The organism is Rhizobium sp. CFBP 13644 (assembly GCF_014842165.1).
Taxonomy (GTDB): domain Bacteria; phylum Pseudomonadota; class Alphaproteobacteria; order Rhizobiales; family Rhizobiaceae; genus Agrobacterium; species Agrobacterium tumefaciens_C.
Genome location: NZ_JACYVF010000009.1, coordinates 146,645 through 167,869 on the forward strand (window position 1 = coordinate 146,645; position 21,225 = coordinate 167,869).

The 21,225-nt window shown below is 56.2% G+C and carries 23 protein-coding genes; 15 read left to right on the forward strand and 8 right to left on the reverse strand.

Translation table 11 applies throughout. The features are described from left to right. Window positions 1–2: 2 nt before the first annotated feature. Window positions 3–839 (forward strand): PD40 domain-containing protein, encoded by an 837-nt coding sequence (locus IFT53_RS20020; RefSeq protein WP_192066643.1) that lies wholly within the window; start codon window positions 3–5, stop codon window positions 837–839. 74 nt (window positions 840–913) lie between these two features. On the opposite strand, the gene IFT53_RS20025 is transcribed toward IFT53_RS20020, so the two are convergent. After that, window positions 914–1,081: a Thivi_2564 family membrane protein gene (locus IFT53_RS20025; protein ID WP_042619558.1), complete on the reverse strand. Its 168-nt coding sequence runs from the start codon at window positions 1,079–1,081 to the stop codon at window positions 914–916. Between the two features lie 139 nt (window positions 1,082–1,220). Here IFT53_RS20025 and IFT53_RS20030 point away from each other — a divergent pair, with 139 nt between their 5' ends. Beyond that, on the forward strand, window positions 1,221–1,634 hold the full coding sequence (locus IFT53_RS20030) for an OsmC family protein (RefSeq protein ID WP_197980321.1): 414 nt from the start codon (window positions 1,221–1,223) through the stop codon (window positions 1,632–1,634). On the opposite strand, the gene IFT53_RS20035 is transcribed toward IFT53_RS20030, so the two are convergent. From IFT53_RS20035 to IFT53_RS20045, 3 genes are read right to left on the reverse strand one after another with little or no spacing between them, the layout of a single operon-like run. Further along, window positions 1,635–2,126: a peptide deformylase gene (locus IFT53_RS20035; RefSeq protein ID WP_192066405.1), complete on the reverse strand. Its 492-nt coding sequence runs from the start codon at window positions 2,124–2,126 to the stop codon at window positions 1,635–1,637. A gap of 27 nt (window positions 2,127–2,153) precedes the next feature. Continuing rightward, window positions 2,154–2,474, reverse strand: a complete 321-nt coding sequence (locus IFT53_RS20040; protein ID WP_192066403.1) for a hypothetical protein — start codon at window positions 2,472–2,474, stop codon at window positions 2,154–2,156. Continuing rightward, window positions 2,474–4,783: an FdhF/YdeP family oxidoreductase gene (locus tag IFT53_RS20045; protein ID WP_192066402.1), complete on the reverse strand. Its 2,310-nt coding sequence runs from the start codon at window positions 4,781–4,783 to the stop codon at window positions 2,474–2,476. Before IFT53_RS20045 ends, IFT53_RS20040 begins: the two co-directional genes overlap by 1 nt. A gap of 131 nt (window positions 4,784–4,914) precedes the next feature. Here IFT53_RS20045 and IFT53_RS20050 point away from each other — a divergent pair, with 131 nt between their 5' ends. From IFT53_RS20050 to IFT53_RS20060, 3 genes are all read left to right on the forward strand, one after another. Further along, window positions 4,915–5,100, forward strand: coding sequence for a hypothetical protein (locus IFT53_RS20050; protein WP_192066400.1), 186 nt, complete (start codon window positions 4,915–4,917; stop codon window positions 5,098–5,100). Window positions 5,101–5,158: 58 nt separating this feature from the next. Continuing rightward, window positions 5,159–6,529: a magnesium transporter gene (gene mgtE / locus IFT53_RS20055; RefSeq protein WP_155398998.1), complete on the forward strand. Its 1,371-nt coding sequence runs from the start codon at window positions 5,159–5,161 to the stop codon at window positions 6,527–6,529. Window positions 6,530–6,692: 163 nt separating this feature from the next. After that, the gene (locus tag IFT53_RS20060; protein ID WP_042619552.1) at window positions 6,693–7,079 is read left to right on the forward strand and encodes a MerR family transcriptional regulator; all 387 of its coding nucleotides are present in this window, start codon (window positions 6,693–6,695) and stop codon (window positions 7,077–7,079) included. A gap of 10 nt (window positions 7,080–7,089) precedes the next feature. Here the strand turns inward: IFT53_RS20060 and IFT53_RS20065 are convergent, their stop codons facing one another. Both IFT53_RS20065 and IFT53_RS20070 read right to left on the reverse strand, forming a co-directional pair. Next, window positions 7,090–8,046 (reverse strand): heparan-alpha-glucosaminide N-acetyltransferase, encoded by a 957-nt coding sequence (locus IFT53_RS20065; RefSeq protein ID WP_192066398.1) that lies wholly within the window; start codon window positions 8,044–8,046, stop codon window positions 7,090–7,092. Between the two features lie 63 nt (window positions 8,047–8,109). After that, window positions 8,110–8,805, reverse strand: coding sequence for a DUF599 domain-containing protein (locus IFT53_RS20070; protein ID WP_192066396.1), 696 nt, complete (start codon window positions 8,803–8,805; stop codon window positions 8,110–8,112). Between the two features lie 453 nt (window positions 8,806–9,258). Here IFT53_RS20070 and cobU point away from each other — a divergent pair, with 453 nt between their 5' ends. The 5 genes from cobU (at window position 9,259) to ccoP (ending at window position 13,351) form a co-directional block, all read left to right on the forward strand. Next, complete coding sequence (gene cobU, locus IFT53_RS20075) at window positions 9,259–9,783, forward strand: bifunctional adenosylcobinamide kinase/adenosylcobinamide-phosphate guanylyltransferase (RefSeq protein WP_192066395.1); 525 nt, start codon at window positions 9,259–9,261, stop codon at window positions 9,781–9,783. Between the two features lie 172 nt (window positions 9,784–9,955). Then, entirely contained in the window at window positions 9,956–11,578 is a 1,623-nt protein-coding gene (ccoN, locus tag IFT53_RS20080; protein WP_042619549.1) for a cytochrome-c oxidase, cbb3-type subunit I, read from the forward strand. A gap of 11 nt (window positions 11,579–11,589) precedes the next feature. Next, on the forward strand, window positions 11,590–12,321 hold the full coding sequence (gene ccoO, locus IFT53_RS20085) for a cytochrome-c oxidase, cbb3-type subunit II (RefSeq protein WP_192066393.1): 732 nt from the start codon (window positions 11,590–11,592) through the stop codon (window positions 12,319–12,321). A gap of 11 nt (window positions 12,322–12,332) precedes the next feature. Then, a complete protein-coding gene (locus IFT53_RS20090; RefSeq protein WP_192066391.1) occupies window positions 12,333–12,485 on the forward strand; it encodes a cbb3-type cytochrome c oxidase subunit 3 in 153 nt (50 codons plus the stop codon). A 2-nt stretch (window positions 12,486–12,487) separates the two neighbouring features. After that, entirely contained in the window at window positions 12,488–13,351 is an 864-nt protein-coding gene (gene ccoP / locus IFT53_RS20095; RefSeq protein ID WP_192066389.1) for a cytochrome-c oxidase, cbb3-type subunit III, read from the forward strand. Window positions 13,352–13,411: 60 nt separating this feature from the next. Here ccoP and IFT53_RS20100 read toward each other — a convergent pair whose 3' ends face one another. Continuing rightward, complete coding sequence (locus IFT53_RS20100) at window positions 13,412–13,813, reverse strand: SRPBCC family protein (protein WP_192066388.1); 402 nt, start codon at window positions 13,811–13,813, stop codon at window positions 13,412–13,414. A 120-nt stretch (window positions 13,814–13,933) separates the two neighbouring features. Here IFT53_RS20100 and ccoG point away from each other — a divergent pair, with 120 nt between their 5' ends. The 5 genes from ccoG (at window position 13,934) to gndA (ending at window position 20,016) form a co-directional block, all read left to right on the forward strand. Beyond that, the gene (gene ccoG, locus IFT53_RS20105) at window positions 13,934–15,520 is read left to right on the forward strand and encodes a cytochrome c oxidase accessory protein CcoG (protein WP_192066386.1); all 1,587 of its coding nucleotides are present in this window, start codon (window positions 13,934–13,936) and stop codon (window positions 15,518–15,520) included. Further along, entirely contained in the window at window positions 15,517–16,017 is a 501-nt protein-coding gene (locus IFT53_RS20110; RefSeq protein ID WP_192066385.1) for a FixH family protein, read from the forward strand. Before ccoG ends, IFT53_RS20110 begins: the two co-directional genes overlap by 4 nt. Beyond that, entirely contained in the window at window positions 16,014–18,299 is a 2,286-nt protein-coding gene (locus tag IFT53_RS20115) for a cation-translocating P-type ATPase (protein ID WP_192066383.1), read from the forward strand. The genes IFT53_RS20110 and IFT53_RS20115 overlap by 4 nt, the downstream gene beginning before the upstream one ends. After that, the gene (gene ccoS, locus IFT53_RS20120; RefSeq protein WP_082249961.1) at window positions 18,296–18,451 is read left to right on the forward strand and encodes a cbb3-type cytochrome oxidase assembly protein CcoS; all 156 of its coding nucleotides are present in this window, start codon (window positions 18,296–18,298) and stop codon (window positions 18,449–18,451) included. The genes IFT53_RS20115 and ccoS overlap by 4 nt, the downstream gene beginning before the upstream one ends. 134 nt (window positions 18,452–18,585) lie before the next feature. Further along, window positions 18,586–20,016, forward strand: a complete 1,431-nt coding sequence (gene gndA / locus IFT53_RS20125; protein ID WP_192066382.1) for an NADP-dependent phosphogluconate dehydrogenase — start codon at window positions 18,586–18,588, stop codon at window positions 20,014–20,016. 37 nt (window positions 20,017–20,053) lie between these two features. Here gndA and IFT53_RS20130 read toward each other — a convergent pair whose 3' ends face one another. Beyond that, window positions 20,054–21,112 carry a LacI family transcriptional regulator gene (locus tag IFT53_RS20130; protein ID WP_192066380.1) on the reverse strand — a complete coding sequence of 353 codons (1,059 nt, stop codon included), beginning with the start codon at window positions 21,110–21,112 and terminating at the stop codon, window positions 20,054–20,056. Window positions 21,113–21,225: the final 113 nt, after the last annotated feature.

The following is a 21,225-nucleotide window of genomic DNA, read 5'->3' on the forward strand; positions in this document are numbered from 1 at the left end:
TGATCGAAAAGCTTCGCAGTTCCGTTGAAATCTTCAACATCCGCACCCGGCAAAACCGGGTGGTATGGCAGACGCCAGAACTGTTTGAAGCGCCCAACTGGTCGCCGGATGGGCAGCATTTGCTGCTCAACAGTGAGGGGCTGATGTATCGGCTGTCTCTGACTGGTGATGTGGTGCCGCTTGTTCTCGACACCGGTTTTGCGACGCAGTGCAACAATGACCACGGCATTTCGCCGGATGGCTCGTTGATCGCCATTTCCGATAAGGTCGAATTCGGCAAAAGCGCGATCTACATTCTACCGTCAGCAGGCGGAACGCCCAGGCTGATGACGCACAATCTGCCATCCTACTGGCACGGCTGGGCACCTGATAGCAAAAGCTTTGCCTATTGTGGCATTCGTGAGCAGGTGTTTGACATCTATTCTATGAATGTCGAAAGCGGCACCGAGACGCGACTGACGCATGGCGAAGGCCGCAATGACGGGCCTGACTACTCAGCTGATGGTCAGTGGATCTACTTCAACTCCAGCCGCACGGGCCGTATGCAAATCTGGCGCGTGCCGGTTGGCGGCGGAGAGGCTGAGCGCATCACGGATAGTGTGTTTGGCGACTGGTTCCCGCATCCGTCACCGGCGGGTGACAAGATCGTCTTTGTCTCTTACGACGCCGATGTTTTTGACCATCCACGCGATCTGAACGTCCGAGTGCGGTTGATGGATATGGATGGCGGCAATGCAGAAACGCTGTTTGATCTGTTTGGCGGGCAGGGAACGATGAACTCGCCCAACTGGTCACCTGTCGGTGAAGAATTCGCTTATGTCAGATATTTTCCCGCGTGAAAGCTGAAATCGCACAAAAAAGCCCGACCAGGGCATGACACCGGGTCGGGCTCTCAGACATAAAAGTCTATCGCTTAAAATACTGCGAGATACTTCAGCAGCGAAATAATACCGATGATGATGACGATGACCTGAGCGATCTGCTTCGCGCTGCCGCCGACGGGCAGGCGGTTGATCAGCCAAAGAATAAGTACGATGACCAGAAATGTGATCAGAATGCTAACGAGTGTACCAGTAACCATGTGTCCCAGCTCCTATTTTCGATAAATCCGTAACGGTTCATCACCGTTCCGTGAGTAGAACCACGGCAGCGTCTTTTGGTTCCATTGTGCAAAATGTAATTTTCGACAATTCGAATGTGAGGATGTTTCCGTGAGCGAGATGAGGATCAGAAAACGAAAGACCGGTGCGTCGGCCACATTGGGCCGCAATGGTCATCCGCATCTCGAAACGCCGACTGGCGGCGAATTGCCAGTGGTGACGGGCGCGTCTGACCCCGGGTTTAACCCGCTTGATTTGCTCTACGCATCGCTGGCCGCCTGCATGGTTCTCAGCGCACGCATTGCCGCCAGCGAGATGGGCGTTCTCAATCGTTTTGAGGGTGTGCAGGCGCAAGTTACGGGCGAGAAATTAGAGGAGGAGCCTTCCCGGATCACAAGCTTTGATGTGCGGTTGATCATAAGTGGTGATTTCGATGAGGATACCAAAATCGCCATAGCGCACAGAGCGGAAGAGATATGCACCGTCAGCAATACGCTGCGGGGCGACGCACGCTTTACGCTTGCGGTGGAATAATCAGCGCTGCGCCTTTTCCCATTTGCGGATTAGGCGATCCCGCTTGAGTTTCGACAGGCGCTTAAGCCAGAACATGCCGTTCAGCTGATCGATTTCATGCTGAATGCAGATCGCGTGGAAACCGTCCGCCTGCTCATCGTGCCACGCGCCTGACACGTCCTGATACCGCAACTTCACCGATGAAGGCCGCTCGACCTCCTCGGTAAAGCCCGGCATGGAAACGCTGCCTTCCATGTGCCGCATAGTCTCACCGGATAGCTCGCTTATTTCAGCGTTGACATAGGTGCGCACCGCGCCGGGTGTGAGTTCCAGCACGAAGATGCGTTTGAGGACGCCGATATGAGCGGCGGTAATGCCAACGCCGGGCGCGGCGCGCATCGTATCCAGCAAATCCTTTTCAAGCTCCGCAAGCCGGGGGCCAAAGTCTGTGACCGGTTCACAGTGGGCCGAAAGCGCCACATGTGGATAGGGCAAGATGGAACGGATTGCCATGTCGATATTCCATTCATTCCATGAGACTTAAAGCGTTTCTTGCAGTGCCACATTCGAGGCGGAACTCGCAAGTTCGCTGGCCTCGCTTGTCAGTTCCACCCATGTCCGCTGCGTTCTTGTATCGCGCTTGCCGATGGTTAGAAATCGCCCCGACAACGTATTGATTTCACGCAAAACAAGCGCGTGCTCAATACCGAGCTTGTTGGAAAGGCTACGGCTGTCCGTGCCGACACCGAAATGGACGGCTGCAATCAATGCGGCCCCTGTCGCGTCAAGCGCGACAGGGGCCTTAAGGCTGATTTCCTCCACAACGGCCATGAAGCGCGTCGCGGATTGATCCTCACTCATCAGGCGGCGGCCTCTACGTTTGCGCGCAGGCGCACGGATACGAGAACCGACTTCGACGTTGGTGTGAAGCTGCCTTCGCCATAGCTGTGAAGCGGCACCAAAACGTTCAGTTCAGGATAATATCCGCCGATGCTGCCTTCTGGAATGTTGTAGGGCACCAGACGGAAGTTCTCCGCAATGCGCTCGATGCCGTCACCATATTCACCGATCACGTCCACGCGCTGCTTGGCATGGGCGCCGAGTGCTTCCATGTCCTTCGGGTTCATGAAGATGACCTGACGCTCGCCATAAACGCCGCGGTAACGGTCATTCATGCCGTAGATGGTGGTGTTATACTGGTCATGGCTGCGGAATGTCTGCAACACGAAAACGCCTTGCTTGGTGAGCGCTTCCTGATGCTCGGTCTTTTCCGGCAGTGGGCCGGTGAAGAACGTTGCCTTCTTGGCGGGTGTGTTCCACTCGCGTTCTGCTGCAGCATTGCGCAGATGGAAACCACGCGGCACGCGAACGCGCTCGTTGAAATCATGGAAGCCGACAATGACGCGTTCGATCATGTCACGGATGAGATCGTAATCGTCTGCAAGTGCGCTCCATTGCACGCGCTCATTGCCAAGCGTTGCCTGGGCAATACCGGCCACGATTGCGATTTCAGAGCGCAGCTCTGGCGATGCGGGTTCGTTGATGCCGCCTGAGCCGTGTACCATGCTCATGGAGTCTTCCACGGTCACGATCTGAGGCTTACCCTGAGAGTTACGGTCGATTTCCGTGCGGCCGAGGCAGGGCAGGATGAAGGATGTTTCGCCGGGAACGAGGTGCGAGTGATTGAGCTTGGTGGCGATGTTGACCGTCAGCTTCTGCTTTTCGAAAGCCTTGATAATCAGCGGGCTGTCCGGTGTTGCGCGCAGGAAGTTGCCGCCGAGCGCGATGAAGGCTTGCGCCTTTCCATCCAGCATGGCCGAAATGGCTTCGACCGTGTTGTGGCCACGGTTCCGCGGCATCGGCACGCCGAGCTCTTTTTCGAGAGCGTCAAGGAGGGCAGGTGGCGCCTTCTCATCGATACCAACAGTGCGGTCACCCTGAACGTTGGAGTGGCCGCGCACCGGGCAGAGACCAGCACCGGGGCGGCCAATATTGCCGCGCAGCAGCATGAAGTTGGTGATTTCTCTGATGATGATGACGGAGTGTTTGTGCTGGGTGATGCCCATTGCCCATGTGGCAATGACGGCATTCGACGCCATGTAAATGCCCGCCGCTTCCTCGATTTGCTCGCGCGTCAGGCCGGACTGGTCAATAATGGCTTCCCATGATGTTGCTTCCACAGCGGCGCGGTAGGCTTCGAACTCGACAGCGTGCTCATTCAGAAAATCATAGTCGATGACTGCAGGCTTTCCAGCGGCGCGGGCGGCATCATCCGCTGCGAATACGGCCTTGCTCATGCCGCGCACTGCGGCCATGTCGCCACCCTGGCGAGGCTGGTAGTAGTTTGTCGCGATCTTGGTGTTGCCGCCGGTGATCATTTCCAGCTTGTCTTGCGGATCTGTGAAGCGTTCCAGGCCCTTCTCACGGATAGGGTTGAACACGGCAATGCGCGCGCCACGAATGGCCGCACGGCGCAAATCACCCAGCATGCGCGGGTGGTTGGTGCCGGGGTTTTGGCCGATGACGAAAATAGCGTCCGCCTTTTCGAAATCCTCCAGAAGAACTGTGCCTTTGCCCACGCCGACAGAAGCCTTGAGGCCAACGCCGCTGGCTTCGTGGCACATGTTGGAGCAATCGGGGAAATTGTTGGTACCGTAAAGACGGACCATCAGCTGGTAGAGGAAGGCAGCCTCGTTGGAGGCGCGGCCGGATGTGTAGAACTCGGCGCGGTCAGGGTTATCCAGACTGTTGAGGACCTTGCCGATTTCAGCAAAGGCGGCGTCCCAGCTGACCGGCATATATGTGTCAGTCGCCCTGTCGTAGCGCAGTGGATTTGTTAGGCGACCCTGCTTTTCCAGATCGTAATCCGACCATTTGCGAAGGGCAGATACCGTGTGGTTGGCAAAGAAGTCTGGCGGTACACGCGCTTCCGTGGCTTCCCAGGCAACGGCCTTCACGCCGTTTTCGCAGAACTCGAAAGATGAACCATGGGCTGGATCTCCCCATGCGCAACCGGGACAATCGAAACCATCGGGTTGGTTTGCTTTGAGCAGCGTTCGTGCGCCGGAAATCGGAGCGCCCGATTCCAGAAGGCGCTTGCCCACGCTCTTGAGTGCGCCCCAGCCGCCAGCCGCGCTGGAAGCCTTGCCGATGAAATCCATCTTGCCCATTATAAGGTCTCTTTCTGATCTAATTCTTGTTCGCTGCGCGTTGCCTGTGCCAGCAGGTACGGTTGTTATTGCAGCGTTTTGTTCCAGATTCCCGGATAAATGACACATGTCAACTCGTAACTGAGCAAGTCTTGAAATTGCTCGATCAATTCGGTGAGACTGTTTCGCAATCATTAATCTCCCGCGATCCGTTATCTGCGCGATTAGCCGTGGCAAGCGCGTGGCTTTTCTCCTATCCTGTTGTTGACATTGCGCTTTTAAAAGCCATTCTCCTGCACTTTGGCGAAGCAGGCAGTGTACCGGATAAAGGGGCGTAATTTGACGCAAGCGGACGACCATCATTCCGTGCCGGAAGACGCCAAGCGGCCGGACATCATGGCCGATATCTACGCGGAAGACGGCTCAATACGCTCCGACTTTCTGGCGATGGTGGGTGCCGCCATTGGTGATCGGGATGTGCTTTTCCTGAGGCAGAACGTCGCTCGCCTGCACGAATCGGAACTTGGCGACCTCCTGGAATCCATTTTGCCAGAGCAGCGCCACGCCATGGTGCGCCTGCTGGGCTCCGATTTCGACATGACGGCGCTGACCGAGGTGGATGAGGCGATTCGTCTCGACATCGTCGAGCAGATGCCGAACGACCAGATTGCCGCTGGTATCGGTGAGATGGATTCGGATGACGCCGTCTACATTCTCGAAGACATGGACCGCGAAGATCGCGAGGACATTCTTGCGCAGATGCCGTTTACCGAGCGGGTGCGGTTGCTTCGCGCGCTCGATTATCCGGAAAGCTCGGCTGGTCGCCGCATGCAGACGGAATTCGTGGCTGTGCCACCTTTCTGGACCGTCGGCCAGACCATCGACTATATGCGCGAGGAAGAGGAGCTTCCCGAATCCTTCTCGCAAATATTTGTCGTTGATCCCACCTTCAAGCTGGTTGGCGCGCTTGATCTCGACCGGCTGCTGCGCTCAAAGCGGCAGGTGAAGATCGAAACCATAATGCACGAGACGAACCATCCGATTGCAGCCGAGATGGATCAGGAAGAGGCAGCCCAACTCTTCGAGCAATACGACCTTCTCTCTGCGGCTGTCGTTGATGATAATGGCCGTCTGGTCGGTGTTCTCACCATCGATGACGTCGTCGACGTGATGCAGGAAGAGGCGGAGGAAGACTTGCTGCGCCTTGGCGGCGTGGGTGACGAAGAGCTTTCCGACTCGATTGCGGTTACCTCGCGCTCGAGGGTGCCGTGGCTGGCCGTGAACCTTATCACGGCATTCATGGCGGCGTCCGTTATCGGCCTTTTTGATGCGACAATCGAACAGATCGTGGCGCTGGCTATCCTCATGCCAATCGTTGCGGGCATGGGCGGTAATGCCGGATCACAGACGATGACCGTGTCAGTGCGTGCGCTGGCAACCAAAAACCTCGATATTCACAATGCGTCGAGAATTATCCGGCGTGAAGCGGGCGTTGGCCTTCTGAATGGCGCGCTGTTTGGCTGCGCGATTGGTGTCATCGCCGGTCTGTGGTTCAATGACGTCAATCTTGGCGGCATTATTGCAACGGCAATGCTGATCAACATGTTTGCTGCAGCGCTTGCCGGCATCATCATTCCGCTATTGCTCGACAAGTTCGGGGCAGACCCGGCAGTATCCTCTGCTGTCTTCGTCACTGCGGTTACCGACATTGTCGGTTTCTTCTCCTTCCTCGGCCTTGCCACATGGTGGTTCGGCATTTCTGGCTGACGCCTCAAAATTGACTTTTACGTGAAGGTCAATCATAGTGTCTGAAATGAAGGAGAGTTATGAGGCCCGATGTGCTTCGTCATTCTATCTTGTTGTTTGAGCGCCGGATACTCTGAAAACTGTCTTTCATTTTCGGTCCTGTGCTCCAGAATCGGATGAAGCTTTGAACAAGTATTATAGCATTACGGAACTGACGCGTGAATTCGGGGTCTCCACCCGCACCCTTCGTTTTTATGAGGATGAGGGCCTTATTCATCCTGAGCGTCGTGGGCGTACTCGGCTGTTTCGCATGGCAGATCGCAGGCTCATTCAGGAAATACTGCGTGGCAGACGTATTGGCTTCACCATCGCCGAAATCCGGGAAATCATTCAGGTCTACAAAGAGCCACCTGGCGAGTCCGGGCAGCTTGAGCTTTTGATGAAGAAGGTTGACGAAAAGCGTGCCGACCTTCGCCAGAAGCGCAAGGACATCGAGGAAACGCTTCTGGAACTGGATAATGTCGAAGAAGCATGCCTGACTCGGCTTGCCGAAATCGGCGTTGGTACCTGATCGATACCCACTACATCTCGCGTGAACACTGCGCGGCGATTTCGCCTATTTGAGACTGCTGCGCTTCGGCTAGTTTGTTTGCCATCATAGGCTCAAACAGGCTTTCTGCCTGGAGTTTTTCCAGTGTGCAGCCGCAGAAGCGCTGGCAAAGTTCCGCATTATCCTGCTGCTTAAGGCAGCTCATCTCGCAGCTCGTTTTGTAGTTTTCGACCTGATCGACTGGGGCTACCAGCGACGCCAGATACACGATGGCGATCAGCACCGGTTGATGGACTAGGTAGAAAAGAAGGCTGTGTCGCCCGAACAGAGCCAGAATATTCTTTCGCCCACTGGGCTTTCTGAAGCGATCAAGCCAACCGCGGGGCGTTACGAATTGGGAGATCGCCAGCCCCAGAAGAAATGGTGCCAGAAAAGGCAGCAGCGGCACGTAGTCGTTTGAGCGGGGAGGCGCGGTCGACAAGCCGATCCATGACAACCAGATGGGATTGAAAGCGTCTGAGCTGAGGTATCGCGGTGCGATAAGAGCAAGTGCTGCAAAAACCAGGGTCACAAAAAACGGAAGCCGCAGGAACAGCAGGCCTATCAGGCTGGCTGTCGCGATATTGTGGAGAATGCCAAAGAAAATCCAGCCGTCCGGCACCGCAAAATAGGTCGCGACAGAGATCAGGAGTGCAGCTCCAGCTACCATGGCAAAACGTTTGCCGTAGGATGGCCAGTGCACGCCGCGCCGATGCGCGAGGTAAAGGCTGAAACCGGCTAGAAACAGAAATGTGCTGGCTATTCCACGCGCATAAAGCCGCCACCAGCCCTGCGTTGCGGTGCCCGGATCCAGATATCCGAACATCTCCAGATCCCAGGTGAAGTGGTAGCTTGCCATGGCAATGAGGGCGATGCCGCGCAATGTGTCCAGTGCGCCAATGCGGCCCTTTGATCGTGTAATATCAGCCGTTGCCGGAACTTCACTCATACATCCGTCCTTCGCAACGGTAACAATTGAATCTCAGCGCTTCGCCTGTGAAGTGCGGCGATTTCATGGCGCTTTCGGATCATCCATGATAGCAAGGCGCGCTTCCGAGAAGAACTGCCGGCGCAACAGTGCCACCATGATGATGACCGTCGTTGCCATAAAAACGTAGGGGCTTATGAACCAGCCGAGATAGCCGATGGAAAAGAAGATGGTTCGGAGGCCCTCATTAAAGTTTTTCGCAGCGATGATGTTCATGCGAATAACTTTTTCGGCGGCGTGTTCCGCTGCCTGTCGGTTCTCATTGGTCTGATGCATCATTGGCATGCCGCCAAAGAGAATGGTGCAGTAGTTGAACAGGCGGTACGACCATCCGAATTTGAAGAATGCATAACCGAAGAGACAGGTCAGCCCCATCACCTTGAGTTCAAAAGCCGTGCGGCCAGCATAGTGAACGAAGGGCAGGTCTCTAAAGACAGACTCGACCTGATCCGTTGCGCCGAGCAGCGCGAAACATCCGCCGATGGCAAAGATGGAGGTGGAGGCAAAGAAGGCTGTCCCGTTCTGCAAGCCGGCCATGATTTGCGTATCGATCATTTTCAGGTCGCGGGTCAGGGAATTGTAAATCCACTGACGGCGACGTTCTCCCATCGCCTGATTGAGGCTTGTGCGTGAAAATGGTGTTTTTGCCGTGGTAATGTAGGTGTAGGAAGTCCACAGCACCAAAAAAACGATCAATGCTACGTAATCAATGGTCGTCATGATTGCTGTCTACCTTTGGCTCTTGGTCCGAATCTCCCGCGCTATATTGAGGGGATTTGACCGCATGGCAATCTGGCTGGAAAATCATCCATCCGTTCTTTCTGTGTCGGCGCTAACTGTATGGTAACAAAATACCTGCATTGGTGTTGCTGCACGCCGGATTTGGTTTTTCGTACCGGCTGTGCATCCTCTCGGTTTGACAATGTCACGGATTATCCCTATTTTTAGATGACGATCCGGCGCTTTTGAGCCGAGCACGTTTGCTGACATGTCCGCATTGTGTGGACGGGTAAACGGGCTGGGTTTCACTACCGGGTGAGTGTGACGGGATTGACCGGGAGAACGCCTCCATATCTACGAATCGTTCTCTTTTCCTGTCAAACGCTGCCAGGCTTGCGACTGATGTCGCAGAGGCAGCCGGATCGTTTTCCATCTCATTGAATGATATATCCAATGCTTGATGCCTCCCGCTGTGTGCTTGTCCTTGGCGGCGCTCGCTCGGGCAAGTCTGCGTTTGCCGAGCATATGGTTCTCTCGCAAGAGGGGCGGGCGCATTACATAGCCACCGGCCGTGCATGGGATGACGAAATGAAGGAGCGCATCCTTCATCATCGCGACCGCCGTGGCGAGGGCTGGGAGACTCATGAAGAACCATTGGCCCTGACCGACACTTTGGCGCGCCTGGATCAGCCTGAAAACACAATCCTCGTTGATTGCCTGACGCTTTGGGTGACCAATTTGATGCTGGAGGAGGGCGTGAACGTAGAGGACGCGTTTGCGCCTCTGGTTGCGCATGCCAGCCAGGCAAAGGCCAAAATCATCTTTGTTTCCAACGAGGTGGGGCTCGGCATCGTGCCCGATAATCGCATGGCTCGGCAGTTTCGGGATCATTCCGGACGCCTGCACCAGCAGATCGCAGCCGTTGCCAAAGAGGTTTACTTCATTGCCGCTGGGTTGCCCCTCAAAATGAAGGGATGATCGCTCTCAAGCGATTTTGCGCTCCACCTTCCATCACTCCGACTTGATATGGATCAAGGCCGCTTGCCCCTAGCGGTGTCAAAGCAGCAGATGACGCGAAAGCACGCTTGCCGCCTTCATGAGTGGTGCCTGCCCAGCGTCTTATCTGCGATGACGTTGGGGGAAACCAACAATGAACTCTGTATTAGGAATTGCGACGGTCGGCATCGGGGCCTTCCTCGCGCTACTCGGGGCGGCTTTCGCCTACGATGATCTTTTTGCCGCCCATATGTGGGTGCTGTTTTTCGTGCTTCTGACGGGCGCGGCCATCATGCTGCGCTTCGTCTCCTTTGCACCAGTCGATCCTGCTGAAAAAGCTCGGCTTCAATCGGAGTATTTCGATGGAGTCATTCGCTATGGCGTGATTGCCACTGTCTTTTGGGGTGTCGTCGGTTTCCTCGTGGGCGTCGTCATTGCCCTGCAACTGGCTTTTCCCGATCTCAACGTCGAACCCTGGTTCAACTTTGGCCGTGTTCGCCCGCTCCATACATCGGCTGTGATTTTCGCATTCGGCGGCAACGCGCTGATTGCGACCTCGTTCTACGTGGTGCAACGCACCTCGCGGGCACGGTTGTTCGGCGGTGATCTCGGCTGGTTCGTGTTCTGGGGCTACAACCTCTTCATCATCATGGCGGCGACCGGGTACCTTCTTGGCATCACCCAGAGTAAGGAATATGCCGAGCCTGAATGGTATGTCGATATCTGGCTGACGATTGTCTGGGTCTGTTATCTCATCACCTTCCTGGGCACGATCTTGAAGCGCAAAGAGCCGCACATCTATGTTGCCAACTGGTTCTACCTTGCCTTCATCGTCACCATCGCCATGCTGCACATCGTCAACAACCTGTCGATGCCGGTCTCGTTCCTCGGCGTTAAGAGCTACTCGGCTTTCTCGGGCGTGCAGGATGCGTTGACGCAGTGGTGGTACGGGCACAACGCGGTCGGATTTTTCCTGACTGCTGGGTTCCTCGGAATGATGTACTACTTCATTCCCAAGCAGGTGAACCGCCCGGTCTATTCCTACCGGTTGTCGATCATCCACTTCTGGGCTCTGATCTTCATGTATATCTGGGCCGGTCCACACCATCTGCACTATACGGCTTTGCCTGACTGGGCACAGACGCTGGGCATGGTCTTTTCCATCATGCTGTGGATGCCGTCCTGGGGTGGCATGATCAACGGTCTGATGACGCTGTCTGGCGCATGGGACAAGATCCGTACTGATCCTATCGTTCGTATGATGGTCATGGCTGTTGCCTTCTACGGCATGGCGACGTTCGAAGGCCCGATGATGTCCATCAAGGCCGTCAATTCGCTCAGCCACTATACCGACTGGACCATCGGCCATGTTCACTCCGGCGCTCTTGGCTGGAACGGCATGATCACCTTCGGTGCGATCTACTATCTGACGCCAAAATTGTGGAACCGTGAACGGCTCTACAGCATGCAGATGGTGAACTGGCACTTCTGGCTCGCAACACTCGGCATCGTCGTCTACGCCGCCGTCATGTGGGTAGCCGGTATCCAGCAGGGATTGATGTGGCGCGAATACGACTCGCAGGGCTTCCTGGTTTACTCCTTTGCTGAAACCGTCGCTGCACTCTTCCCTTACTATCTGCTGCGTGCACTGGGCGGCGCCATGTTCCTCGGAGGCGCACTGATCATGGCCTACAACGTCACCATGACAATTCTCGGCTACCAGCGTGACGAAGCGGGCTTCAAGGCCGCCGCGCCCAAGCTGCAACCGGCGGAATAAGGAGTTTCACCATGTCTATTCTCGACAAACATGGCGTCGTCGAACGAAACGCAACCTTGCTTCTCGTCGGTTCGCTGGCTGTCGTCGCCATCGGCGGTATCGTGGAAATCGCGCCGCTTTTCTACCTCGAAAATACCATCGAGAAGGTGGAGGGCATGCGGCCTTATTCACCGCTCGAACTGGCGGGCCGTAACATCTATCTGCGTGAGGGCTGCTATGTTTGCCACAGCCAGATGATCCGGCCTTTCCGTGACGAAGTGGAACGTTACGGTCACTACAGCCTGGCTGCGGAAAGCATGTATGACCATCCGTTCCAATGGGGATCGAAACGCACAGGGCCTGACCTTGCGCGCGTCGGTGGCCGTTACTCCAACGAGTGGCATGTACAGCATCTGAACGAGCCGCGCGACGTCGTGCCGGAATCGGTGATGCCGAGCTACTCGTTCCTGAAGACCACGCCACTCAAGGTCACCAACATTTCGATGGACCTGAAGGCCAACCGGATGGTGGGCGTTCCCTATAGTGATGAAATGATCGACAGCGCTGTGGCTGATCTCCACGCGCAGGCTGATCCCAACGCTGACACGACGAGCCTTGAAGCTCGTTATCCGAAGGCGAAAATCGGTGATTTCGACGGTGATCCGGCAAAGCTGACCGAAATGGATGCGCTGGTTGCCTATCTGCAAATGCTCGGCACGCTGGTCGATTTCTCGACCTATGACGATGCCGCCGGTTATCGCTGAGGAGGCGCACCATGGAAACCTACACTGCCATGCGCCACTTCGCCGATAGCTGGGGCCTGCTTGCCATGGCCCTGTTCTTTGCAGGGGTCGTCGTTTTCACGCTTCGTCCCGGTTCCAAGAAAGCCGCAGACGATGCTGCCAGCATTCCGCTCAGGGAGGACTGAACATGTCCGATAAACACATTGACGACGTCAGCGGCGTCTCGACCACCGGTCACGAGTGGGACGGCATTCGCGAACTCAACAACCCCATGCCGCGCTGGTGGGTTTGGACGTTCTACGTCACCATCGTCTGGGCCATTGGCTACACCATTGCTTTTCCCGCATGGCCGCTCATCAGTGGAAGCACTCAGGGTCTTCTCGGCTGGCACAGCCGCGCCGAATTTGCAGCGGAAACCAATGATGCCAAGGCTGCGCAGAATGTCTATCTGGAGAAGATTGCCTCATCGACTTTTGACGAGATCAAGGCTGATCCCGAACTGATGCAGTTTGCGGTGGCGGGCGGCGCGGCTGCGTTCAAGGTCAACTGTATCCAATGCCATGGCTCTGGTGCGGAAGGTGGAAACGGCTATCCAAACCTGAATGATGACGACTGGCTTTGGGGTGGCAATGTGGATGCCATTCACACGACCATCACCCATGGCATCCGCTTCAATGAAGATGCCGATACCCGCATGTCGGAAATGCCTGCTTTCGGTGAAATTCTGAAAGGCGATGAGATCAAACAGGTCGCGGCTTATGTTGTGAGCCTTACCGGCACGCCGCACAATGCGGCACTGGTGGAACCAGGTCGTCAGGTCTATGCAGACAATTGCGCGTCGTGCCACGGTGAAGACGCCAAGGGCAACCGCGAGTTCGGTGCGCCAAACCTTGCTGATGCCATTTGGTTGAAGGCGAAGGGCGAGGATGGGATCATTTCCCAGGTCCGCGCTCCAAAGCATGGCGCAATGCCTGCCTGGGGTGCCCGCCTTGGCGATACGACAGTCAAGCAGCTGACGCTGTTTGTCCATTCGCTGGGCGGCGGCGAGTAAGGGGCTTTAGCTCACCTCGCCATCTGTTAAACAACGACGAATGAGGGCTGGTTTCAGGCCTCATTCCCCCTCGACCAATGCCTTCAATCTCTCAAGATCGGCAAGCACCATCGCTGCATCGCGCTCGAAATCTGCATCACTCATGCCGGGCAGTTTCATCAGCGTGAAAGCGACATCCGCACCGTCACCATTCGGCGTGACGCGGAAGGCATTATAGACCTGCAGTCCATTTGGCAGTGTCACGCTGTGATCGATCACGCCAAAGGCGTTTCGCTCTGCAAATTTTACCCTGACATCCCCCAGCGGGCCAGACGCGATCCATTCCTCTCCAACCTGCACCAGCCCCGTGGCAAGTCCAGCAGCCCAAAGCGGCATGCGCTCGGGATCGGATGCGAAGGCGTAGACCTCTTTCCACGGGCGCGCGATGGAGAGATGGATGATGCGCGATGGCATGACCGTCATGGTTCGGTTCCTCCCGCTGATCGCTTGGGGTGCGTCACATTGGTCCACTTGACCTAAGTCAAGGATGGTTGCCCGGCAAAATGTCAAAACGCAAGGACAAGAAACCGGACCCTCACGACCATGAACATATACACCGCCGAAAATGATGGTGATGGCTCTGCTACGGTCGAAAGACTGCATGCTGAGCCCGTCAATTCCGCAAAAATCAGACAACCGCTTTACGAGTCGCGCAAGAAGATATTTCCCAAGCGTGCCGAAGGCCGGTTCCGGCGGTTCAAATGGATCGTGATGCTGGTCACGCTCGGGATTTATTATCTCACGCCTTGGCTGAGATGGGATCGCGGCCCCTATGCGCCGGATCAGGCGGTGCTGATCGATATCGTCAATCGCCGCTTCTATTTCTTCTTCATCGAAATATGGCCCCAGGAATTCTTCTATGTCGCGGGACTGCTCGTCATGGCCGGTTTCGGCCTGTTCCTGCTGACATCTGCCGTTGGGCGCGCATGGTGTGGTTACACCTGTCCGCAGACGGTCTGGGTCGATCTGTTTCTGGTGGTGGAGCGTTACATCGAGGGCGATCGCAATGCGCGCATGAAGCTCGATGCCGGTCCATGGACATTCGATAAGATCCGCAAACGGGTGCTCAAGCATTCGACATGGCTCGTCATCGGAGTTTTGACGGGCGGTGCGTGGATCTTCTATTTTGCTGATGCGCCAACACTTGCCATGCAGTTTCTGACCGGCCAAGCGGCGATGGTTGCCTATTATACCGTCGCGATCCTGACCGCGACGACCTACGTGTTCGGCGGATTGATGCGCGAGCAGGTCTGTACCTACATGTGCCCATGGCCGCGCATTCAGGCTGCGATGCTGGATGAACATTCGCTGGTCGTGACCTATAATGACTGGCGCGGAGAGCCTCGCACGCAGCATGCCAAAAAGGCGATTGCAGCAGGTCAACCCGTTGGCGATTGCGTGGATTGCAATGCATGCGTTGCCGTCTGTCCCATGGGCATCGATATTAGAGACGGCCAGCAGCTGGAGTGCATAACATGTGCGCTCTGCATTGATGCCTGCGATGGTGTGATGGACAAGCTTTCCAAGCCTCGTGGTCTGATTGCATATGCAACGCTGAACGAATACGAGGCTAATATGGCGCTTGCGACCGATAACGGTGCGCAGAGCATACAGCCATCGAAAGTTCGAAATTCCGATGGGCGCTTTATGGATGCCGTGAGGCATTTCGACTGGCATATTATTTATCGCCCACGCACGGTATTTTATCTGACGATCTGGTGTCTCGTCGGCGTCGTCATGATGGTCAGCCTTGCGACACGGGAGCGGCTGGCGGTGAATGTGCTGCATGATCGCAATCCGCAATATGTGCTGGAATCGGGCGGCTCCATTCGCAACGGCTACACCATTCGTCTGCTGAACATGATCGCCCAGCCGCGCGACATCACATTGTCCATCGACGGGCTGCCGCAGGCGGTGATGAAAATCAACGGTGTCAGCGATCTTCCGGCCCGTAGCTTCTCCATTCATGTGAAGCCGGATGAAGTCACCAATCTCAGGGTCTTCGTAACCCTGCCGGGGGATGCCGCGACACATTCAGCCGACGATTTCTACTTCATCGCCACCGATGCCGAATATTCGGAAACTGCGCATTACAAGGCCGCATTCAATGGGCCGGGAGCACACAAATGAGCGCTAAATCACGCGAAAAGCCGGATTTTACCTTCACCGGCTGGCATATGCTGACCATCATGCTTCTGTTTTTCGGCACCATCATATCCGTCAATGTGACCATGGCGTGGAATGCAGTCACCAGCTGGAGCGGGCTTGTGGTGCCGAACACCTATGTGGCCAGCCAGCAGTTCAACGGCAAGGCGGAGGCCGCCAAGGCACGGGCGGCAACGGGCATCGTCGGTGCGCTCCACATTGAAGGCAACGCAATTGCCTATGATGTTTCGCACCCGCAGCGCGGTGCTATCGATACCGATTCGGTCACGCTGAACTTCCGCCGCCCGGTGGGGGAAAAGCAGGATTTTTCGCTCGATCTGGACAAGCAGGCGACCAATATTTTTACCGCCAAGCATGATCTCGCGGCGGGTGATTGGATCGTCGAAGCGATTGCGATGAAAGACGGAAAGGTGATCGTTCACACGGGTTCGCGCATCGATATTGCGGGTGGTGTGAGATGAGTTGCTGCGCCCCCGGAACGGAAATGGCTCTCGAAAAGAGCGGCCTCAAGCGCGCGCTGCCATCATCGGAAGAGTTGATGCTGGCAAGTCGCGATCTTGGGCAGGGTTTGCGCCAGATCGATCTATCGGTGCCGGGCGTGCATTGCGGTGCCTGCATCATCACGCTTGAGACCGCGCTGAACCATATGCCGCAAGTGGAACGTGCCCGCGTCAATCTTTCCTCCAAGCGGGTTTCCGTCGTTTGGAAAGCGGAAGTGGACGGTTTCACCACGGACCCTGCCGATCTGGCGAAAGCGGTGGCCGCAACCGGATATGAGGCGCATCTCTACGGCTCCGCGCAGGAGACCTCAGACGATATGCGCGACAAGCTGATCCGCGCTGTGGGCCTGACTGGCTTTGCCGCCGTCAACATCATGCTGCTTTCAATCTCGGTGTGGTCCGGTGCGGATGCTTCAACCCGCGATATGTTTCACTGGCTTTCGGCGCTCATTGCAGCGCCGGCGCTGATTTACGGTGGCCGCTTCTTCTACATCTCAGCCTATAACGCCCTGAAGCATGGCCGCACCAATATGGACGTGCCCATCGCGCTGGCCATCACGCTGTCCTACACCATCTCCCTTTGGGAAACGATGCACAGCGGTGAGCATGCATGGTTCGATGCCACCACGTCGCTTCTGTTTTTTCTGCTGATAGGGCGGGCGCTGGATCACGTCATGCGTGACCGGGCGCGTTCTGCCATTGCGGGTCTTGCCCGTCTTTCGCCACGCGGTGCGACGGTACTGCTGGAAGATGGAAGCCGCGAATATCGCGCCGTTACCGAAATCATGCCGGGTGATCGCGTGGCAATCGCGGTGGGAGACCGCGTGCCGGTGGATGGTGAAATCGTCAACGGCAGCAGTGATCTAGATATGTCGATTGCAAATGGTGAAAGCGCGCCGCGCGTTGTGCGGACGGGCGATCTCATTCAGGCCGGAACGTTAAACCTGACCGGGCCGCTGGTAATGCAGGCGACGGCTCTTGCCCGCGATTCGTTTCTGTCGGAAATCATCGGCCTCATGGAAGCGGCTGAAGGGGGCAGGGCGCGTTACCGTCGCGTCGCCGATCGCGCAGCGCAATATTACTCGCCTGTCGTACACCTGCTGGCGCTCATCTCTTTCATGGCCTGGGGTGTTCTTGGCGGAGATTGGAAGCAAGCGCTGCTGATTGCGATTGCGGTGCTGATTATCACCTGCCCATGCGCCCTGGGTATTGCCGTGCCTGTGGTGCAAGTCGTGGCTGCCGGGCGCCTGTTCAAAAGCGGGATCATGGTCAAAGACGGTTCTGCGATGGAACGGCTTGCCGAAGCCGATATGGTTCTTTTCGACAAAACGGGCACACTGACGCTGGGTGAGCCCCGGCTTGTCAGGACTACGGATATTCCGGCAGACATCATGCAGCTTGCTGCCGGCATCGCTGCGCATTCCCGGCATCCTTTGTCACAGGCGCTTGCGCGTGAGCTAAACGGACCAAATGTGACGTTTGGAGATATCACCGAAATTCCAGGCTCCGGCATGGCAGTGAAAACGGCGGATGGCATCTATCGATTGGGCAATAGACGCTTTGCCTGCGCAGCGTCAGCAGGAGCGCGCGACCGGCACGCCACATCGGAGGTGGTTCTATCGCTCGACGACAGGGAGATTGCGCAGTTCCAGTTCGAAGACAGCGTTCGACCGGGTGCGTCTGCGGCCATTCTGCAGCTCGCTCAAGATGACATTGAAGCGGAAATCGTGTCCGGAGACCGGGTGCAGGCTGTTGCGGCGCTGGCGCGACGGGTTGGAATATCGGCATGGAACGGTGCGCTGGCTCCCGCCGAAAAGGCGCAGCGTTGTGCTAAACTTGCCAGCCAGGGCCGCAAGGTTCTCATGGTGGGCGATGGCATTAATGATGCCCCGGCTTTGGCTGCGGCCTATGTTTCGATGGCACCTGCAACGGCCGCCGACATCGGTCGGCAGGCAGCGGACTTCGTCTTCATGCAGGATGATTTGCGCGCCGTATCCTTTGCAGTCGATATCTCCAAAAGGGCAGGCAGGTTGATCCGCCAGAATTTTGCACTCGCTATCGGATACAACATCATTGCGGTTCCGATTGCTCTTGCGGGCTACGCAACGCCAATGATTGCAGCGATTGCCATGTCGACGTCATCCATCATCGTCGTGGCCAATGCCTTGCGGCTCAACGGGTTTGAGAAAACGCCGAGAGCGCAGGATGTTGAGGCCGAGATATCGGAAGTAGAATTCGCATGAACATGCTGATTTTTCTCATTCCAGTCGCACTTTTGCTGGGGGGGCTTGGGCTGGTGGCCTTCCTGTGGTCGCTTAAAAGCGGCCAATATGAGGATATGGATGGCGCGGGTTGGCGTGCACTCGATGACGGAAACGACCGACCGGACGACTGAATAAAAGCCTCATGCGCTGACTGCAAAGCTGAGCTGCGTCATCAAAATTTAATCGTTTCAGTTCGGGTTAGCCTTGCCGTTTCGCTTTTACAGTGCCACAACATCGCCGTTATAGGCAATTTGGAGATACATCCGTGGAACAGGCAGAAATCGGTTTGATCGGTCTTGGCGTAATGGGTTCGAACCTTGCGCTAAATATCGCGGAAAAAGGCAACAAGATTGCTGTTTTCAACCGAACCCCGGAAGTGACAAAGAAATTCTACGCCGACGCCGGCGCGTTGCAGAGCCAGATCATTCCTTGCGAAACAATCGAGGAATTCATCGCGGCAATCCGCCCGCCGCGCCCCATTATCATCATGATCAAGGCTGGTGATCCAGTCGATCAGCAGATGGAAATCCTCAAGCCGTATCTCGAAAGCGGCGATATCATGATCGATGCCGGTAATGCGAATTTCCGCGATACGATCCGCCGTTTCGACAACCTCAAGGATACCGACCTGACCTTTATCGGCATGGGCGTTTCCGGCGGTGAAGAAGGCGCGCGCCACGGACCATCCATTATGGTTGGCGGTACCGAAGACAGCTGGAAGCGTGTCGAGAAGGTCCTGACCTCCATTTCCGCCAAGTACAATGACGAGCCCTGCGTTGCATGGCTTGGCAATGACGGTGCGGGCCACTTCGTGAAGACCATCCACAACGGCATCGAATATGCCGATATGCAGATGATCGCTGAAATCTACGGCATTCTGCGTGACGGTCTGAACCTCAGCGCTTCTGAAATCGCCGACGTTTTCGCCGCGTGGAACAAGGGTCGCCTGAACTCCTACCTGATTGAGATCACGGAAAAGGTGCTGCGCGCTGCGGACCCGATCACCGGCAAGCCGATGGTTGATCTCATTCTCGACAAGGCAGGCCAGAAGGGCACTGGCAAGTGGTCGGTCATCGAAGCGCAGAACATGGGCGTTGCGGCCACGGCGATTGAAGCAGCAGTTGCTGCGCGTATTCTTTCTTCACAGAAAGACGAGCGCGAATCGGCTGAGAAGATCTTCGGTCTGCCCACGGCATTGGCTGCTCCTTCAGACAAGAAAGCATTTATCGACGACCTCGAAAATGCACTTCTGGCTGCAAAAATCGGTGCTTATGCGCAGGGCTTTGCGATCATGTCTGCTGCGTCCAAGGAATTCGGCTGGAATCTACCGATGCCGACCATCGCCCGCATCTGGCGCGCTGGTTGCATCATCCGCTCGCAGTTCCTGGATGAAATCACATCGGCCTTCACAAAAGACCCGCACATTGCCAACCTCATCGTAACGCCAGCATTCTCGCAGATGGTGAAGGACACCGATGCGCCGCTTCGCCGCGTCGTTTCGCATGCGGTTCTGTCCGGTCTTCCTGTCCCGGCATTGGCATCGGCTCTTGGCTATTTTGACGCCTATCGCCGCGCACGTGGCAGTGCCAATCTCATTCAGGCACAGCGCGACTTCTTCGGTGCCCATGGCTTTGAGCGCACCGACGGTGTCGATAAGCCGCACGGCCCATGGGGCAGCGGTCTCGACACTTTCTAAGATTGAAACAAAAAGGCCCGCTTCGTGCGGGCCTTTTTTATGCGCCAAATTTCGGTGACCGACTGGACCAGACTGGCTGAATGAGGCTCTGCAAGCCCTCAACCGGCTTTCCATCAATCCGCGCCAGAAGAGCTTTTGCCAGCTCGCGGCCAGCCAGCTTAATGTCTTCATTGATGGTGTGAATTTCCGGCCGTATCCAGTTCAGGAAATCGGCTGACTGTTTCGACACGACATCGATGTCTTTGCCGATCTGTTTGCCCGCTTCTTCCGCGCCGGCAATGAAGGCGATGGTGGAACTGCCGCTGATCGAAATCAATCCGTCAGGATAATCGCTGCCGCTCATCAATGTCCGGCTGACATCCTTGATCTGGTCCAGGGATGTCGCGTTGCTCAGCCCCGTCATCGGAAATTCTTTAAGTCCGAAGTCGTGCAAGCCCCTGTCGAAACCGCGTCTTGCGTGGTCGTGATAGGAAAAGTGAGCTGGCGGCAACAGAACGGCGATATTCTTGCGTCCACACAGCGACAGCCGTTTCACCGCTTCATAGGCGTATGTCTCATTATCGAAGTCATGATAGGGGTGCTCGATGCCCATGTCCGTGCGCCCGTGGGTGGCAAACGGCATATTCCGCTCCGTCATCAATCGAACCCGGGCGTCGTCTGGCTGCATTTTCGAGATAATGACACCATCGGCTGAACCCGTATCCAGAATGTAACGGATCGGCACCATCGGGTCTTTTGCGTGAGTGTGGGGCGTAACGACAAGGTGGTATTGGGTATTGGCCAGCACCTCTGCAATGCCGAACACCAGCTGCGTTGTGAAGCCCATCATTTCCTCATCGACACTGAGGACCAGCGCGATAACGTTCGTTTTGCCTGTACGAAGACGCACCCCGGCGCGGTTTGGCTGGTAGCCGACCTGTTGAGCGACCTGACGCACGCGCTCCTTCGTATCGGCGCCTATGTCAGGGGCATCCTTGAGAGCGCGAGACACTGTCGTTATGCCGAGACCAGTCAGGTTCGCGATTGTCTTGAGGGTAGGCCGCTCGTAACCAGAAGGCGGTTGGCCGCCAGTCTCAGGCTTCATGCTGTCATTCATGTCGACACTCACTATACATATTCGCAGTATCGTAGATCGCTTTTATGCGAATGCAAAGCGGAGAGGCTCGCCGTGCGTGGCGCATTGCCCGTAAAATTGAAGGATATAGCGCC